The 15,545-nt window shown below is 31.6% G+C and carries 17 protein-coding genes; 11 read left to right on the top strand and 6 right to left on the bottom strand.

Annotated features, from left to right (window positions below):
• The first annotated feature begins 554 nt into the window (after nucleotides 1–554).
• The gene (locus tag A8C32_RS15550; protein WP_069831332.1) at nucleotides 555–773 is read left to right on the top strand and encodes a hypothetical protein; all 219 of its coding nucleotides are present in this window, start codon (nucleotides 555–557) and stop codon (nucleotides 771–773) included.
• Nucleotides 773–1,075 (top strand): type II toxin-antitoxin system RelE/ParE family toxin, encoded by a 303-nt coding sequence (locus tag A8C32_RS15555; protein ID WP_069831333.1) that lies wholly within the window; start codon nucleotides 773–775, stop codon nucleotides 1,073–1,075. The genes A8C32_RS15550 and A8C32_RS15555 overlap by 1 nt, the downstream gene beginning before the upstream one ends.
• Before the next feature lie 103 nt (nucleotides 1,076–1,178).
• Here A8C32_RS15555 and A8C32_RS20770 read toward each other — a convergent pair whose 3' ends face one another.
• The gene (locus A8C32_RS20770) at nucleotides 1,179–1,355 is read right to left on the bottom strand and encodes a hypothetical protein (protein WP_165605806.1); all 177 of its coding nucleotides are present in this window, start codon (nucleotides 1,353–1,355) and stop codon (nucleotides 1,179–1,181) included.
• Nucleotides 1,356–1,535: 180 nt separating this feature from the next.
• Between A8C32_RS20770 and A8C32_RS15560 the strand changes: the two genes are divergently transcribed.
• Nucleotides 1,536–2,753: a hypothetical protein gene (locus A8C32_RS15560; RefSeq protein ID WP_069831334.1), complete on the top strand. Its 1,218-nt coding sequence runs from the start codon at nucleotides 1,536–1,538 to the stop codon at nucleotides 2,751–2,753.
• Between the two features lie 569 nt (nucleotides 2,754–3,322).
• Here A8C32_RS15560 and A8C32_RS15570 read toward each other — a convergent pair.
• Nucleotides 3,323–4,144 carry an IS982 family transposase gene (locus A8C32_RS15570; RefSeq protein WP_069831336.1) on the bottom strand — a complete coding sequence of 274 codons (822 nt, stop codon included), beginning with the start codon at nucleotides 4,142–4,144 and terminating at the stop codon, nucleotides 3,323–3,325.
• A 173-nt stretch (nucleotides 4,145–4,317) separates the two neighbouring features.
• Here A8C32_RS15570 and A8C32_RS15575 point away from each other — a divergent pair, with 173 nt between their 5' ends.
• The 5 genes from A8C32_RS15575 to A8C32_RS15595 all read left to right on the top strand — a co-directional run bounded on the left by A8C32_RS15575 (nucleotide 4,318) and on the right by A8C32_RS15595 (nucleotide 8,758).
• Nucleotides 4,318–5,169 carry a helix-turn-helix domain-containing protein gene (locus A8C32_RS15575; protein ID WP_069831337.1) on the top strand — a complete coding sequence of 284 codons (852 nt, stop codon included), beginning with the start codon at nucleotides 4,318–4,320 and terminating at the stop codon, nucleotides 5,167–5,169.
• A 91-nt stretch (nucleotides 5,170–5,260) separates the two neighbouring features.
• The gene (locus A8C32_RS15580) at nucleotides 5,261–5,656 is read left to right on the top strand and encodes a DUF5367 family protein (RefSeq protein WP_069831338.1); all 396 of its coding nucleotides are present in this window, start codon (nucleotides 5,261–5,263) and stop codon (nucleotides 5,654–5,656) included.
• On the top strand, nucleotides 5,653–6,138 hold the full coding sequence (locus A8C32_RS15585) for an anthrone oxygenase family protein (protein ID WP_069831339.1): 486 nt from the start codon (nucleotides 5,653–5,655) through the stop codon (nucleotides 6,136–6,138). The genes A8C32_RS15580 and A8C32_RS15585 overlap by 4 nt, the downstream gene beginning before the upstream one ends.
• Nucleotides 6,139–6,149: 11 nt before the next feature.
• On the top strand, nucleotides 6,150–6,986 hold the full coding sequence (locus tag A8C32_RS15590) for an NmrA family NAD(P)-binding protein (protein WP_069831340.1): 837 nt from the start codon (nucleotides 6,150–6,152) through the stop codon (nucleotides 6,984–6,986).
• Between the two features lie 263 nt (nucleotides 6,987–7,249).
• Nucleotides 7,250–8,758, top strand: a complete 1,509-nt coding sequence (locus A8C32_RS15595; protein ID WP_069831341.1) for an IS1182 family transposase — start codon at nucleotides 7,250–7,252, stop codon at nucleotides 8,756–8,758.
• Nucleotides 8,759–8,857: 99 nt separating this feature from the next.
• Here the strand turns inward: A8C32_RS15595 and A8C32_RS15600 are convergent, their stop codons facing one another.
• From A8C32_RS15600 to A8C32_RS15615, 4 genes are read right to left on the bottom strand one after another with little or no spacing between them, the layout of a single operon-like run.
• Nucleotides 8,858–9,064, bottom strand: coding sequence for a helix-turn-helix domain-containing protein (locus A8C32_RS15600; protein WP_069831342.1), 207 nt, complete (start codon nucleotides 9,062–9,064; stop codon nucleotides 8,858–8,860).
• A gap of 3 nt (nucleotides 9,065–9,067) precedes the next feature.
• A complete protein-coding gene (locus tag A8C32_RS15605; RefSeq protein WP_069831343.1) occupies nucleotides 9,068–9,538 on the bottom strand; it encodes a hypothetical protein in 471 nt (156 codons plus the stop codon).
• Between the two features lie 50 nt (nucleotides 9,539–9,588).
• The gene (locus A8C32_RS15610; RefSeq protein ID WP_069831344.1) at nucleotides 9,589–10,407 is read right to left on the bottom strand and encodes a CPBP family intramembrane glutamic endopeptidase; all 819 of its coding nucleotides are present in this window, start codon (nucleotides 10,405–10,407) and stop codon (nucleotides 9,589–9,591) included.
• Nucleotides 10,408–10,425: 18 nt separating this feature from the next.
• A complete protein-coding gene (locus tag A8C32_RS15615) occupies nucleotides 10,426–11,139 on the bottom strand; it encodes a CPBP family intramembrane glutamic endopeptidase (protein WP_069831345.1) in 714 nt (237 codons plus the stop codon).
• Nucleotides 11,140–11,546: 407 nt separating this feature from the next.
• Between A8C32_RS15615 and A8C32_RS15620 the strand changes: the two genes are divergently transcribed.
• From A8C32_RS15620 to A8C32_RS20410, 3 genes are all read left to right on the top strand, one after another.
• A complete protein-coding gene (locus tag A8C32_RS15620; RefSeq protein ID WP_069831341.1) occupies nucleotides 11,547–13,055 on the top strand; it encodes an IS1182 family transposase in 1,509 nt (502 codons plus the stop codon).
• Nucleotides 13,056–13,195: 140 nt separating this feature from the next.
• The gene (locus A8C32_RS15625; protein WP_069831346.1) at nucleotides 13,196–15,004 is read left to right on the top strand and encodes a C15 family peptidase; all 1,809 of its coding nucleotides are present in this window, start codon (nucleotides 13,196–13,198) and stop codon (nucleotides 15,002–15,004) included.
• Between the two features lie 245 nt (nucleotides 15,005–15,249).
• Nucleotides 15,250–15,435, top strand: a complete 186-nt coding sequence (locus tag A8C32_RS20410) for a hypothetical protein (RefSeq protein WP_123803458.1) — start codon at nucleotides 15,250–15,252, stop codon at nucleotides 15,433–15,435.
• The last annotated feature ends 110 nt before the right edge of the window (nucleotides 15,436–15,545 follow it).

Genomic DNA, 15,545 nt, shown 5'->3' on the forward strand with positions numbered 1-15,545 from the left:
AAAGCACGCGGAAAAAGACTTCTAATAGGATTGGTAAAAACTATGAGTAAGGAAGTTTTTTATACAGTACGTGTCAATGATAATTGACGCACTCAAAGTCTTAGCGATTGCATCGTGCAAATCAGAATTTGTAAACGTTGTAACGTCTAAAAGACTTTGGTGAAGTTATTGAAAAAAAATTAAAAAGTCAAATGTTTGTTTTTCAACAACTCGATAGTACTGTATAAAAAGCTGACGAGATATTTGCATTTTTCACCACTCAGTCCCATTGTTATCGACTCCCCATATTAAATATATAAGCAATAGCTAACACTGACAATTATAAGTCTTTTGGCGGGGTTTATTTTGAGCGCTTTTTAAAACACCGTTTCTTTGTTCCATTGGATGGATGATAAAATTTCTTAGATTTGAACAAATAAACTAAACATAACACGCAGTATAAATAATAACACCTTATGGGTGTCACTATTCATACTGCTATCGTTGTGTTTCATACCCACTCAAGCGAATGAGTAAAACGCTTTTTGTATATTTGTATTTATTAATTAAAGGTTATGGACATTCAATCAACAAAAATAGAATTAGTAAAGACTATTTTAGCTATAGAAAACAATGATTTTATTCAAAAAGTTGCTGAATTCATTAAGAATGAAAAAGCTGACTTTTGGACAGAGTTGAGTGTCACTGAACAAAATGAAATCAGAGAAGGAATAAATGAACTTGACAAAGGAAAAAGAGTTTCATATGATTCATTTTTGAAGAAAATATCTTAATGAAAGTATTTTTATCAGAACTTGCTGAAAACAAACTTCTAAAATTATCTGATTATATTCTAGAAAATTGGAATTTAAAAACACGTGATAAGTTTATTGAAAAACTGACAGAAAAAATAAAACAAATTTCTCTTCAACCTAAAAGTTGTCCTCAGTCTTCTGAATTTAAAGGTCTTTATAAGTGTGTAGTGACAAAACAAACAACTTTTTACTATCGAATTTCGACAGAATTAAACGAAATTGAAATAATCACAATTTTTGACACAAGACAAAACCCTAATAAGTTGAAAAAAGACATCTAGCTCTAAAAAAGGTCGAGTAGGTAAAGGGGAATCTCACCCCTAAACCTCTCACAGAACCGTACGTGATAGTCTCCCATCATACGGCTCTTCTTAACAAGTCAAGTCAAGGTGTAAATCCATATTGCCAATGTACAAACATATTTGGGTACTGCTTAGCAGTTTCCTGTAACCATTTGTAAGCTGCAAACCAATGTTTACGCCTAAATCTCCGATATTTGTTGCGTACCCATTTTGCAAGTCGCTTATTCAGGAAACGGAACACATAATGTAATTCACTCATTGTTGTCTGTATTAGATTTTTTAGGAGTTCTAGCTCTTTATTCTAGTCTTTATCAAAAAAAGCAAATTGCTATGTAATAGTGTAGTAAAAAAAAGTATTTTAGTACGAACTATTAAAAAACACGGAGGTTATTAGACGAACTGACGTTACAAAACATTAAAACTCACTAAAACCTAAAAAATGGCTAACGATAAAATTACTATGCAGGAGAAAAAAAACCCTCCTAGAGTAAAAGAAGAATATAATACATTATCAATAACTATTACGTGTGATGACCCTGATGTAATAATAGCACCAGCAGCTCAAAAACCTGCCACATTAAAATTTGCAAAACCATTAATTGAAAAAATAGAAGGTCCATTTGATGAGAATAATGAGCTTGTAGATGAAATGGAAGTGGACAAAACTTATGTTTTTAAAGCTACAAAATTCAAAGAATCAACTTTTACTCCAATAAAACACATTTGGTTTGCAGAACAAATAGATGACGGCGAGATAGTAGACCTAGAATACAAAAAAGGAGAAAACCCATACTTAGATAAGGATGATGCAGTATGCTACAGCTATAAAGCAAAAGATGCTGAAAAAATTCGAATTTATGCATACGTAGCTAAACCTATTGAAAAAGTCAGTATTTTATCTAACATAGGTTTTGTTGATGATTATGTCATAGCTATTCGAAACGGAAAAATTGTATACACTTGTAATAGTGGATGGATAGATAAAACTCACGCTTTTACCGATACCAAGAGAACAGAATTTTACATTGGTGTAAAAAACCTTTGGAATCAAATACTTAATGAAACTGGTATAAAATCTAATTCGCCAAATGATAAGGGGTTTAAAGTTACATATCGACAAGATGCTACATTAATTCAGAATTTACCTTTAGTAAACAAACCTGTTAGATTAGGCAATACAAAGTCTTATTTTGTAAAAAGTAATTTAACGGTTCAAGAAAAAGAACAAGTGGCATTAGCAATATTTCAAGAAGTTTCAATAGCTTTTGAAAGTTTTCAAGCTTTTGGTGCAGTCATAGGTAAAGGAGATTCAAGTTTTGAACCTGCGGACTTAATTTCAAATTTGATTAGTTTTTATAGAATCGTAAAACCCGAATTAACTGAAGAAGTCATTTTAAACTTAAGCAAAGAATTAACCGCAGAGCAATCAGTCGACGTTTATAGAAAATACCCTGGAACGTTTAGTGATGAGAAATATAAGAATAGAGTGTTTAAACCTAAATATTTTCCGAATGAACACTGTGACGGACAACCAGTATTCCCAAAAGAATTAAACTCTATAAAACCAACAAGTAAAAATAGTATATTTAGAGATTGGATGCCTATTTTTGATATACACGCTGGAAAACCACCAATTAGTGGAAGTAATAAATTATAAATGTTATGAAAACCATTAATAAGCATTTTGGGAAAATTTCATCAGTAGTTTTATTGACAACAATTTTATTTTTAAATTTTTTTGGTTTAAAATTAAGTTACTTCAAATCTTTCCTAGCTTTCAACAATATTTTATTTTTCACCATAATTATTGTTTTTTTTATTTCATTATATTTCTTTTACTATAAATCAAAAATATTCTTTAAAATTACATTCATATGTGTTTTATTTTGTTTGCAAGCTATATTCATATCTAAATTTATAAACTTGATTGAGATACAAAATATTAACTCGTCTATAAACGAAAAAAAATCGGCAGTAAGTTTGGGTTGGGTTATTATTCTACCAATTTTGTTTATACTATTCATCATTTTAGGATTAATATTTGATTATATCAAAAGTAGAAGAACTAACGTTTTGTAACAATGTATAAAAAACATAGGGCTTTTGTGCTAAACCGAAAGATCTGTGAATATTAATAAAGTCCGCTAAATATAAAATTTGGCATTTATGTTAGAAAAGATAAAAGCAAAATATTTATATTTAGCTAAGTAACCCGAGTTTCCAATTTTAAATTATCTGTTTGATTTGAAAAGCCATCACAAACAGTATTAGTTTTATAATAAATCCATTAGTAGTCACAGCATTAATGTGTCTGGGCATTAAGCTGCAAATTTGACTAATGGAAGTTTCAATAATTTTCCTCATGGTATCTTTTATGTAAGCTACATAAGGCCTGTCCTTTCTTTTAGAATTGGTTTTTCTTGCTATTTGTAAGCGAACTTGCTCTGTTTCTTTAAATAAATCTTCCAATTCATAATCTGTATAGCCACTATCCCCATATAGCACACTTTCTGCTGGTAAATCATGGTACATACGTTGTAGGATCTGTGAGTCGTGCTCTTTACCTTCTACCAAGTACATCTCCACAGGTATACCTGATTTGGTTGTTATTAGTTGTACTTTAAAACCATAAAAGTATTCTCTCTTAGATGCATTATACCCGCGATATGATTCGCCTTTTATCAATTTAGAACGACTTATTCGTATGTTATGGCAAACTCTTACAGGAAAGGAATCTATAATATATTCCATTTCACAATGGATATATTTAAAAACCCTGCCAATACTAAAAAAGATGCTCAATAATAATTCTTTAAGCCTGTGCAATCGCTTTGTGAAACCACTTTTGTTAATCATAGTTTTACACATATGGCTCTTCATGTATGACAGTGCTTTGCTTTGATTACCATTAAAGAGCATTGCTGAGACTAGTGCTGTCGATAGCACTTGGCTGTCACTGAATTTCCTGTTGCGATGTTCTTTATGGTTCATTTCTTTTAAAATATCGTCTACTATACAATAGATTCCTATAACTTTGTCTTGGAGCATTTTGAGTTCGTGTTTTTTTTTGCAACTCTAAAATACTAAAACTTATTATGCTCCTATTTTTTTTTAGGAAACTCGGGTTAAGTAATAAACCGAAACGTAAGTGCTTATCACCTGCCCTACGTTTCTTATACAAGACGTTACCCACCCACAACTCGATTGAGATAATTCAAAAAATGAATCGTGAAATAATAGATATAAATGATTATACAATTTTATTGGAAGAGGCTTCTACCGATAATAATTTAATAGATTCATGTTTTTTTGACGAGCCTGTAATAGCTATCGCCTTTTATGGCTCAGGTGATGTTGGTCTTAACGTGAAATTTGATGGAAAAACCAAAGAGTTCCATCACACTAAAGGTATGGTACTATCATTTTATGCAGATAATATGGTAGAGTTTGAACATCATGTTTCCAAACTAAAATCACTACAATGTCTAGTAATCGCTACAGCAATTAAAAAAATAGACAAATTGCCTAATGGTGAAGGTCAATTCTTGGAACAATTTTTATATCAATTAATTCACCCAAAAGACCATTATGTTGAAGGTCCTGTATTTAATATGAGCCCAGAAATGTTTCAATTAGTTGAACAGTTCTTTAGTAATACTTACGAGGGTGAGATTAAAATGATGTTTTATAAAAGCCATATCACAGCTTTACTTTCTCATTATTTTGGACAATTGGCAAAACAACAAAGCACAAAACTTGATACTTCGCAAATAAAAAAAATCAATCTTGCTCAAGAAATTTTATTATCCGATTTAGAAAATCCTCCTTCCTTAACAGAATTGGCCAACAGAATTGGCACCAACACTAATAAGCTTAAAATAGAATTTAAAGCACAGTTTGGTGTTCCTGTTTTCAAATACTTACAAAACGAACGTTTAAAAAAAGCCTACAGTTTAATTAAAAACGAACAAAAAACAATTCAAGAAGCCGCTTGGGCTGTAGGTTACGACAGTTTAGGTTCTTTCTCTAACGCATTTGAAAAAAAGTTTGGCTACAGACCTAGCCAAGTGTAAAATTCTTTTCGAATAAATCATAATTCTTTCTAAATAAGTCGCTGGAAGGCAGCTACTATAGATTTGTATCATAATTTAAAAACTAAAGATTATGATCAGTAAAAATTTATTTAGCATTGTATGTGGTATACTCGTTTGGATTTTAGGAGTTAGCTTTTACCTCTTATCATTTTATGTTCCCATTTTAGAAAACCCGGAACTACAATCTAATATCGCATTGGCTTTAGGTATTATACCTAGCGCATGTATAGGAACATATCTGTTCTATACAAAAAGTCACATAAAACCATCTCAATTAGGGCTTACATTCGTTATGGTGGCTACGCTTCTAGATGTAATAATCACAGTTCCAGTATTTATAATTCCAAATGGTGGAAGCTATTCAGAATTTTTCGGAGACCCAATGTTTTACACAATTGTAGTTGAGTTTTACTTCATTGTATTCTATTTAGGAAATCATTTAACCAATAAAAAAATCAAAGCATGAAAACTATTGTTTTTTTTATTACGGTTTTATTGAATGCACTTTCTACAGGTCTTTTCTTTGCTTGGTCTGTTTCAGTCATATTGGGAACAAAAAAAGTAGGCCATTTAACGTATTTGGAAACCATGCAAAGCATTAATAGAGAAATCCTGAATCCATTGTTCTTCATTGTGTTCTTTGCAAGCTTAATTGCATTGGGAATAACTACTTATTTACAGTTCAATAACAAAACTGTATTTGTGTTAGTGCTGGCATCAACAATCATTTATCTAATTGGCACTTTTGGAGTTACAGCTTTTGGAAATGTTCCCTTAAACAATGAACTAGAAGTATTAACCATTACCAATCTTAAAGCAATAGAGCTAAATAATTTTAGAATCTATTATGAAAGTGCATGGAATCATTACCATTGTATTAGAACCATTTCAAGCATGGTTTCATTCATTCTATTACTTATATCAACATTTATTCAAAAAACATTTTAAAACAATTCATTATGAAAAAAAACATTTTAGTAATCGGTGGAACTGGAAAAACTGGTCGCCGAGTAGTAGAGCAATTACAAAACAAAGGAATTGAGCCAAGAATTGGTTCAAGAAATTCATCACCAAGCTTTGATTGGGATAATAAAGAAACATGGATAGAAACCTTAAGCGGCATCGAAAAAATGTATGTTACGTATTATCCTGATCTTGCTGTTCCAGGAGCCAAAGAAGCTATAGAGAGTTTAACTTATTTAGCAAAAGAATTAGGTGTTAAAAAAATGGTGCTGCTCTCAGGAAAAGGTGAAACTGAAGCTGAAGCTTGTGAAAAAATTGTGATGAATTCTGGCATGGATTATACAATAGTTAGAGCATCTTGGTTTAATCAGAATTGGAGCGAAAGCTTCTTTTTAGACCCTATTATTTCAGGAGAAGTGGCATTACCAATGTCTGATGTATTAATCCCGTTTGTAGACGCTAATGATATTGCAGAGGTTGCTGCTACTGTCCTACTCAATGATACATACAATGGTGAAATTATTGAGGTAACAGGTCCCGAATTAATCACTTTTAAGGATATCGTCAATATCATTTCAAAGACTAGCAATAGAAAATTAAACTTCTATGAAATCACATTAGAACAGTATATTGATGGCATGAAGCAAATGCAAATACCTAATGATGTTGTGTGGTTAATCGAGTATTTATTTAGTCATGTTTTAACTAATCCAAAGAATCAACTGGTAGTTAATGATATTGAACGAGTTCTAGGCAGAAAAGCAAAAACATTTCCAGAATATGCACAAGAAACTGCTGAAACTGGTGTTTGGAGTCAAGTTGAAGTCCGATAACTATTGCCAACAAAGATAGGCATAAAACATAGCTAATATAGGCTTTCCGAGAGGTTTTTGTATATTTACAAAGTACGCCAAATTTTTTATTTAGTTATATTTGAAAAGAAAATTAAACATAAAAATAAAAAATTCGGCTCGTGCTAAATCCGAAAAGTTAGCGTTTATTTACACGCTACGTTTCATACACAAGACCGTCAGACTGTCTAATAACTTATCCTATTTTCTGAGGTAAATATTTCGTTTTTTCGTATCTTAATGTTATGAAATTCATCCTAGGAAAAGACCGAAAACAGACCTGCCTTTTTCCTGTTTCTCTTGAAGATTCCATCGAACAAGAAAATAGCGTGAGGTCAATAGATCAATTTGTAGATTCACTTGACTTGAGCGAACTTAGTTTTCGTTCAGTTTTTACAGAAAATGGACCGCCTGCTTACAATCCATCTGTCTTACTAAAACTATACATTTATGGCTACATGAACCGCGTGCGTTCTTCAAGGCAATTGGAAAAAGAATGCAAACGAAATATTGAAGTGATGTGGCTTTTAGAAGCTCTAACTCCTGACCATAATACTATTAGCAATTTTAGAAAAGATAATGCCAAGGCCATTAAAAAAGTGTTTTTTGCTACCGTTAAAATAGCTCGCAATTTTGGACTCATAGGTGCAACATTGGTTGCTGGAGATAGCACCAAACTCAGAGCGCAGAACAGTAAGAAGAACAATTTTAACCAAAAGAAAATCGGGAGCCATCTAGATTATATTGATAATAAACTGCAACAGTACAATAAAGCACTCGAGCAAAGTGATAGCGACAGTGAAAAGCAAGAAATAAATAAAGATATCGACAAACATAAAGGACGCAGAGAACACTATAAGCAACTTGAAAAAGAACTAATAGAATCAGGAGAACCACAGATATCAACCTCGGATCCTGATAGCAAGCACTTAATAATACGTAATAACATTACTGAAGTTGCCTACTGTGTTCAGACCACTGTAGATGCAGATTACAACATCCCTTTTGATTACCTAGTAACCAACACGAATGATTCCAAAGCAATGGGACAGATGCTACGTAGAGCAAAATCTATCTTACACACCAATACATTTACCGCACTTTATGATAAAGGTTATCACACAGGAAGTGAATTCTGCACAGCCAATCAATTAAATATAAAAACACTGGTTGCAATACCTGGAATTGGGAGAGCCTCACAAGCTCCAGACCCAAACTACAACTCTGAACATTTTAAATACAATAAAGAAAATGACACCTATATGTGTCCACAGGGAAATATTCTTAAGAGTAATGGAAGCACTTATAAAGGAAGAAACTATAGATTTAAACAGTACAAAACAAATCAATGTAAATCTTGCCCCGTGAGGGACTTATGCACAACTTCTAAAGTAAATGGAAAGGTAATACAGCGCAGTGAATTTCAAAAATACATAGAAGAAAATGCGCAACAAGTTTTAAAAAATCCCAAGGCATATAAAAAAAGACAAGCTATTGTAGAACACCCTTACGGAACCATAAAACGACAATGGGGCTTTAGCTATATCTTAACTAAAAAAACAATGCAAAGAGCAAGTGCTGATGTAGGGTTTATGTTCATAGCATATAACCTGAAAAGAATATGGAACATAATGAAAACAAAGAAACAAACGCTTTTTAGAGCTATAAATATTGGTATGTTGTCTGTATTAGATTTTTTAGGAGTTCTAGCTCTTTATTCTAGTCTTTATCAAAAAAAGCAAATTGCTATGTAATAGTGTAGTAAAAAAAAGTATTTTAGTACGAACTATTAAAAAACACGGAGGTTATTAGACGAACTGACGTTAGCTACAATACACTCACACTCAATAAAACTACTCTTCAACATATTCTAAAATATCTGCAGGTTGACATTCCAAAGCTTTACAGATAGCTTCTAAAGTAGAAAACCTGACTGCCTTAGCCTTACCCGACTTTAAAATAGACATGTTAGCTGTAGTAATACCAATAATTTCAGCCAACTCTTTGCTTTTCATTTTTCGTTTTACAAGCATTATGTCAAGATTCACAACAATGGGCATATACTAAATGGTTAAATCGTTTTCTTCTTTAAGTTTTCCTCCATTTTTAATAAAATCTACAAGCATATATAAACCAAGCCCTACAAGTATAATAAAAAAGTAATGAATATAGTTGTTTATAAAGATATCTAGCTTTAATTCTGCTCTGACACACGTATTGTAAATAGCCCCCAATACTCCAAAGATGATAATAAACAAACCACCTTTCCTAAATTTCACTTCACTCGTTGCATTAAAAAAACCTTGTTTTATAACTGCTTTTAACCCTCTTTGAACTTGAGCCAACCCAATAAATAAAATAATGCCTCGCATGAAAATAATGAAATGGTTAAACATTCCGAAAACTTTATCATCATAAGCTTTACTATACATAAAATCTGGTATTACTAATATGATAAGACAAGTAATCAGTAAAATTATAAGTAAGGTATTTATTAATATTAAAAATCTATATAAAAGTTTTATTTTTTTCATGTTTTTAAATGTCTTTAAAATCAAATGTAAGAATTGATGAGTTTATTTTTTTAATTAAAAGGAGAGCCTATTACATGGAACACAATATCGAATATAAAATGAGCAAACATAGCATTTAACAAGCCCCATCTCCAAAAAATAAAGCCAAATGTTGTTCCTGTTATTAAATTTCCAATCATAGTTGCACTAACAGTGAAAATAGTTAGCTCAACAAAATTACTCGACATAGGAATATGCATTAAACCAAATAAAATACTTGATATTATAATTCCAGTCCAATACATAGCATTAGATGGTTTTTCTATTCCCTTTAAATATCGAATTAAAGAAATTATTATGGACATAATACCTAACCTAAATAATACTTCTTCACTAACCGCTGCAACAAAGGCACCTAAAATATAAAAAACTTTAGATGGGCGTTCATATTTAGCGATTACAGGATGAAACTCTTTTTGAATTTCAATTAACCCAAGCAAAAGTATAGCTGCTGTAACAGCAATAAAAATACTTGACAACACTATCTTTTTATTAAAATATATTGATAGTCTTTCTTTAGAAAATAGAGCAGTAAGTCTGGGAGCTCCCAAATGGGTTTTTCTACTTGCAAATAATCCCAAGAGAATAAAAACGGAACTAAGTCCTGCACTGGTTAACCCTATTGCTAAAATAGTCTCAAGAATAGGTTCAGACAATTTGGGGTCTATTTCACCAGGTTCTAATTTAAGTCTTCTTATTTCCTTTGAAAATGGAATATTGACAATAGAACTGGCTATAAACAGCACTAAAATAGTCAGTGCAACTTTCCAATTGTATTTTTTTTGAACCTCTACATCTCTAACAATTGGTTTTGGCAAATAATGTTTCATAATTTTATCTTGTATTTTTTAAAAAACGCGTTCTAACATTGAAAAGGAATTAAGTACACAGTGGGCTATAATTAATGCCCATAAGTTACGTCCCAAATACATATAGGCTACTCCCATAATAAAACCTAGTATACCAACGGTTATAGACCTTTCTGATAAATCATACGAATGTCTATAACCAAAAAGAGCTGCTTGAATTATAACCGCTAAAATTGTAGCAAATGGAGTTTTTGAAAATAGGCACTCTAACCAATTCATTAGAAAACCTCTATCTATCAATTCTTCTAAAGCAGATTCTACCCATACAAAAATAATGATTGTAAAGAATAAGGGGAAGTTCCCTTTTAAATTACCAAATCTTGGAACTTTATATTTTTTTACTTTATTTACAGTTTGCCAACTAAATATATCCGGAAATAGTTCTTTTAGAATTTCAATAAGCACTATTGACAGAATACATGTTATAATAATTAGTACGGCAATCACTAAAGTCCTTTTCCAAATTTTAGGTTTACATAATCCCAAATTTTTCCAAGTAATACTCCTTGTTTTCATTCTCCATGTTGCTACTAAAAGAGCAATAAAGGAGCTTATAAGAACACTTGCTATAAGACCTAAAGGCTCAATATATAGCTCTCTTGCTAAAAATAAAATAGAGATGTAAATGGTTAAATCTATAGCGCAATCTTTTAAACTAATTTGATGTAAAGGTTTTGTAACTGAACTTTTCACTGAATAAAATTATTGTTTTTCAATAACAAAAGTATATAATATTATTGAAAAACAATAATTATTTTAAGAAAGAATATTTTACTAAGAAACTCTTGCGTGTGATTGACCTTTTGAACGAAAAAAATCGGACTGAAAGACACAGCATAATGTGTAACAAAAATTAATCTAGTCTAGAGATTAAAAAAAATACTCTAAAAATAAAAAGTACTGTAGCTAACAAAGACGTATATAATTTATTGCTAGTTCTAGCTTACTTACGAAAATCCTCGCGGATTTTCTATTCGGTTTTTGGTTTACTAAATTACGTGCTTAACCACGCAACGAAATCATACACAAAACCGTCAGACTGTCTAATAACTTATCCTATTTTCTTAGGTAAATATTTCGTTTTTTCGTATCTTAATGTTATGAAATTCATCCTAGGAAAAGACCGAAAACAGACCTGCCTTTTTCCTGTTTCTCTTGAAGATTCCATCGAACAAGAAAATAGCGTGAGGTCAATAGATCAATTTGTAGATTCACTTGACTTGAGCGAACTTAGTTTTCGTTCAGTTTTTACAGAAAATGGACCGCCTGCTTACAATCCATCTGTCTTACTAAAACTATACATTTATGGCTACATGAACCGCGTGCGTTCTTCAAGGCAATTGGAAAAAGAATGCAAACGAAATATTGAAGTGATGTGGCTTTTAGAAGCTCTAACTCCTGACCATAATACTATTAGCAATTTTAGAAAAGATAATGCCAAGGCCATTAAAAAAGTGTTTTTTGCTACCGTTAAAATAGCTCGCAATTTTGGACTCATAGGTGCAACATTGGTTGCTGGAGATAGCACCAAACTCAGAGCGCAGAACAGTAAGAAGAACAATTTTAACCAAAAGAAAATCGGGAGCCATCTAGATTATATTGATAATAAACTGCAACAGTACAATAAAGCACTCGAGCAAAGTGATAGCGACAGTGAAAAGCAAGAAATAAATAAAGATATCGACAAACATAAAGGACGCAGAGAACACTATAAGCAACTTGAAAAAGAACTAATAGAATCAGGAGAACCACAGATATCAACCTCGGATCCTGATAGCAAGCACTTAATAATACGTAATAACATTACTGAAGTTGCCTACTGTGTTCAGACCACTGTAGATGCAGATTACAACATCCCTTTTGATTACCTAGTAACCAACACGAATGATTCCAAAGCAATGGGACAGATGCTACGTAGAGCAAAATCTATCTTACACACCAATACATTTACCGCACTTTATGATAAAGGTTATCACACAGGAAGTGAATTCTGCACAGCCAATCAATTAAATATAAAAACACTGGTTGCAATACCTGGAATTGGGAGAGCCTCACAAGCTCCAGACCCAAACTACAACTCTGAACATTTTAAATACAATAAAGAAAATGACACCTATATGTGTCCACAGGGAAATATTCTTAAGAGTAATGGAAGCACTTATAAAGGAAGAAACTATAGATTTAAACAGTACAAAACAAATCAATGTAAATCTTGCCCCGTGAGGGACTTATGCACAACTTCTAAAGTAAATGGAAAGGTAATACAGCGCAGTGAATTTCAAAAATACATAGAAGAAAATGCGCAACAAGTTTTAAAAAATCCCAAGGCATATAAAAAAAGACAAGCTATTGTAGAACACCCTTACGGAACCATAAAACGACAATGGGGCTTTAGCTATATCTTAACTAAAAAAACAATGCAAAGAGCAAGTGCTGATGTAGGGTTTATGTTCATAGCATATAACCTGAAAAGAATATGGAACATAATGAAAACAAAGAAACAAACGCTTTTTAGAGCTATAAATATTGGTATGTTGTCTGTATTAGATTTTTTAGGAGTTCTAGCTCTTTATTCTAGTCTTTATCAAAAAAAGCAAATTGCTATGTAATAGTGTAGTAAAAAAAGTATTTTAGTACAAACTATTAAAAAACACGGAGGTTATTAGACGAACTGACGTTACAAAACATTAAAACTGATAGCAATGAAAATACAGAAACAAGTAAAAAATATTTACATTAAAAACTTACTATGGAATTTATAGCAAAAGTCAATGCAGAAGGAAAAGCTTGGGTAAAAATTGAGAACTATCCTGTTGAAGAACGCCTGACAGAACATCCTGAAATTGTTAAGCTACAGTTTTTAGATGAGGATAATACTGTACTGAATCAAGCAACTATACAAGGTATTAAAGGAGGTAAAGCTACTAATTTTATTTATGGCAAAAAATTCAAAATTAAAATCTTTACTAAAGAGATTGAAGATGATACAAAAATAGATTTAAGCCTAAAGGGGAAAACCAAAAGCAAAAATCAAGACTTTTTCGGGATTGATAAACTAGTCTGGTCATTGAAAGTTAAAGGTAATGAATGTGAAACAGAACTTTTTATATTGCCGATGTTTTGGTATAGCGAAGAATTTGAAACTTATAAAAATCATAAAACGATCATTGAATCGGATGACCTAAACTCTTTCCACGTTGAAGTTGTACTTAATGGAAAGACAGCATATTTACCAAAAAAAGAAAATTGGTTAAAACCTATTGCCTACCGTAGAAACTATGAAGAATATTTGGGATTATATAAGTATGAGGATTTAACTGCACCTCACTCAAAAACAAAAGATTTAGTAGATAATTACGAAAACAAGTATATTTCTAAAAACCCTGAAATTCTAACTTTAGTAAAAGCATTTTCAGATTTTTTAAACCAAGAGGATTTAAAAATAGAAGGAGAGCAAGGAATAAAAAATCAAGTAAAAACAGATGCTAAAAAATTATGGAAATTATCCATCAAACAGGTACAAGAAGGAGAATTGGACGACAGACCATTGTACTGGGCGAGGAACAAAATGCAGGTTAGGTTAAAACGGCATCCTTTGTTTGAAAATGACATAAATTTTGAAGAAAGTCTTGTTAATTCTGGTTCAGTATTAAATGATATTATTATTTCATTTGAAGAATTGAGTAGAAATTATAAAGGTGTATATTTTTCAGGTAAATCAGATAAAAAACTATTAATAACAGGGTTTGACCCATTTGTTTTAGACCCAACAAAAGGAGGTAATCCGTTACAAAGTAATCCAAGTGGTGTAAATGCCCTAGCCTTGCACGGTAAAACTATTGGGGATTATTATATACAGACATTTATTGCTCCTGTTAGATATAAAGATTTTGATGAATTTAAGGATGGTAAAGGCATTATAGAAAAATTTGTTACACCTTTTATATCAAAGGCAGATATGATAATAACAGCCAGTCAAGGCGGTGTGTTTAGGTTTGATATAGATAGGTTTCCTGCAAAGAACAGAGGTGGTTTTGCAGACAATATGCACTGGGGAAGTGGAAACGATGACAACAAATCTTACTTTAAACAACTTACTATTGGTGGTAAAGAATTTTATGAAACCACATTACCTTACAAAAAAATAGTTCCTGATGTTAACAATCCTTCTGATGCGTTTTGGATTTATTTTAATCAAACGTTTGAAGCAGTTGGAAAAGATTACCCAGAAGACCATATCCAAGGAACGCAGTTAATAGAAGATATTAGCGATGGTACGTCTGAAAATAATTGCATTATTAATAATTTAAAAGAATTACAATCTTTACAATCAATTAAAGGGTCTGGAAGTAATTATCTTTCCAATGAAATCTACTATCGAGTTGCAAAGTTAAGAGCGGAAATGAAGCCAAATTTACAAACGGGGCATTTACACGTTCCGTTGACGCAGTACGGAAGAAGTTTTTCTGATTCAAGAGGAAATATAGTAACCATAGATATTAACTCTAAGATGGGAGAGTTAATAGACAAAATAAGAGAAATAATCACAAAAATATAATTATGAAGTTCGTTTTATTGATATGTGTCATATTGCTTAATTTTAATTTGGCGTTATCTCAACCAGTAAGTACCCCAAGTATAAGAATCGATAATACTCTTATTAAAGATAAAATAACTTGTCTTGGCTCAGAAGATGGAATAAGCTATTTTTTATCTATTAAAAGGAAATGCAAAGATTGTATTAAAAAATCCTTTTCAGTAAGAGTTAACAAATATTATAAACTAATATACAAAAAAGACACTATGCGATTAAAGTTATTATTTGATTCGCATAGCCCATATAGATTTAAAATAGATAAATTACTTTTTCAAAAAGGAGATTTTATTATTGATTTAAAGGGGTGTAATAAAGTATTAAAGTCTAACCATAACTCTATTTTAATAAGGGAGTTACCTTACGATTGCAAGACATATATTAAAGAAGATTAAGAGTAACGTTTGCTAATCGAGTAGACGGGTGACGACCTAACGGTCGCCACTGCGCCTCTCACACCACCGTACGTACGGGTCTCGTATACGGCGGTTCACCAAATTGAAGT

Origin of the sequence: Flavivirga aquatica (genome assembly GCF_001747085.1) — a bacterium.
In the GTDB taxonomy this organism is placed as follows: domain Bacteria; phylum Bacteroidota; class Bacteroidia; order Flavobacteriales; family Flavobacteriaceae; genus Algibacter_C; species Algibacter_C aquatica.

What these genes read in the sequence shown, in the direction of transcription:
- A8C32_RS15590 (WP_069831340.1), top strand. Translation starts at nt 6,150, where the DNA reads ATGAAAAAAAACATTTTAGTAATCGGTGGAACTGGAAAAACTGGTCGC.
- A8C32_RS15595 (WP_069831341.1), top strand. Translation starts at nt 7,250, where the DNA reads ATGAAATTCATCCTAGGAAAAGACCGAAAACAGACCTGCCTTTTTCCT.
- A8C32_RS15580 (WP_069831338.1), top strand. Translation starts at nt 5,261, where the DNA reads ATGATCAGTAAAAATTTATTTAGCATTGTATGTGGTATACTCGTTTGG.
- A8C32_RS15610 (WP_069831344.1), bottom strand. Translation starts at nt 10,407, where the DNA reads ATGAAACATTATTTGCCAAAACCAATTGTTAGAGATGTAGAGGTTCAA.
- A8C32_RS20410 (WP_123803458.1), top strand. Translation starts at nt 15,250, where the DNA reads ATGCGATTAAAGTTATTATTTGATTCGCATAGCCCATATAGATTTAAA.
- A8C32_RS15620 (WP_069831341.1), top strand. Translation starts at nt 11,547, where the DNA reads ATGAAATTCATCCTAGGAAAAGACCGAAAACAGACCTGCCTTTTTCCT.
- A8C32_RS15570 (WP_069831336.1), bottom strand. Translation starts at nt 4,144, where the DNA reads ATGCTCCAAGACAAAGTTATAGGAATCTATTGTATAGTAGACGATATT.
- A8C32_RS15550 (WP_069831332.1), top strand. Translation starts at nt 555, where the DNA reads ATGGACATTCAATCAACAAAAATAGAATTAGTAAAGACTATTTTAGCT.
- A8C32_RS15605 (WP_069831343.1), bottom strand. Translation starts at nt 9,538, where the DNA reads ATGAAAAAAATAAAACTTTTATATAGATTTTTAATATTAATAAATACC.
- A8C32_RS15600 (WP_069831342.1), bottom strand. Translation starts at nt 9,064, where the DNA reads ATGCCCATTGTTGTGAATCTTGACATAATGCTTGTAAAACGAAAAATG.
- A8C32_RS15575 (WP_069831337.1), top strand. Translation starts at nt 4,318, where the DNA reads ATGAATCGTGAAATAATAGATATAAATGATTATACAATTTTATTGGAA.
- A8C32_RS15560 (WP_069831334.1), top strand. Translation starts at nt 1,536, where the DNA reads ATGGCTAACGATAAAATTACTATGCAGGAGAAAAAAAACCCTCCTAGA.
- A8C32_RS15555 (WP_069831333.1), top strand. Translation starts at nt 773, where the DNA reads ATGAAAGTATTTTTATCAGAACTTGCTGAAAACAAACTTCTAAAATTA.
- A8C32_RS20770 (WP_165605806.1), bottom strand. Translation starts at nt 1,355, where the DNA reads ATGAGTGAATTACATTATGTGTTCCGTTTCCTGAATAAGCGACTTGCA.
- A8C32_RS15625 (WP_069831346.1), top strand. Translation starts at nt 13,196, where the DNA reads ATGGAATTTATAGCAAAAGTCAATGCAGAAGGAAAAGCTTGGGTAAAA.
- A8C32_RS15585 (WP_069831339.1), top strand. Translation starts at nt 5,653, where the DNA reads ATGAAAACTATTGTTTTTTTTATTACGGTTTTATTGAATGCACTTTCT.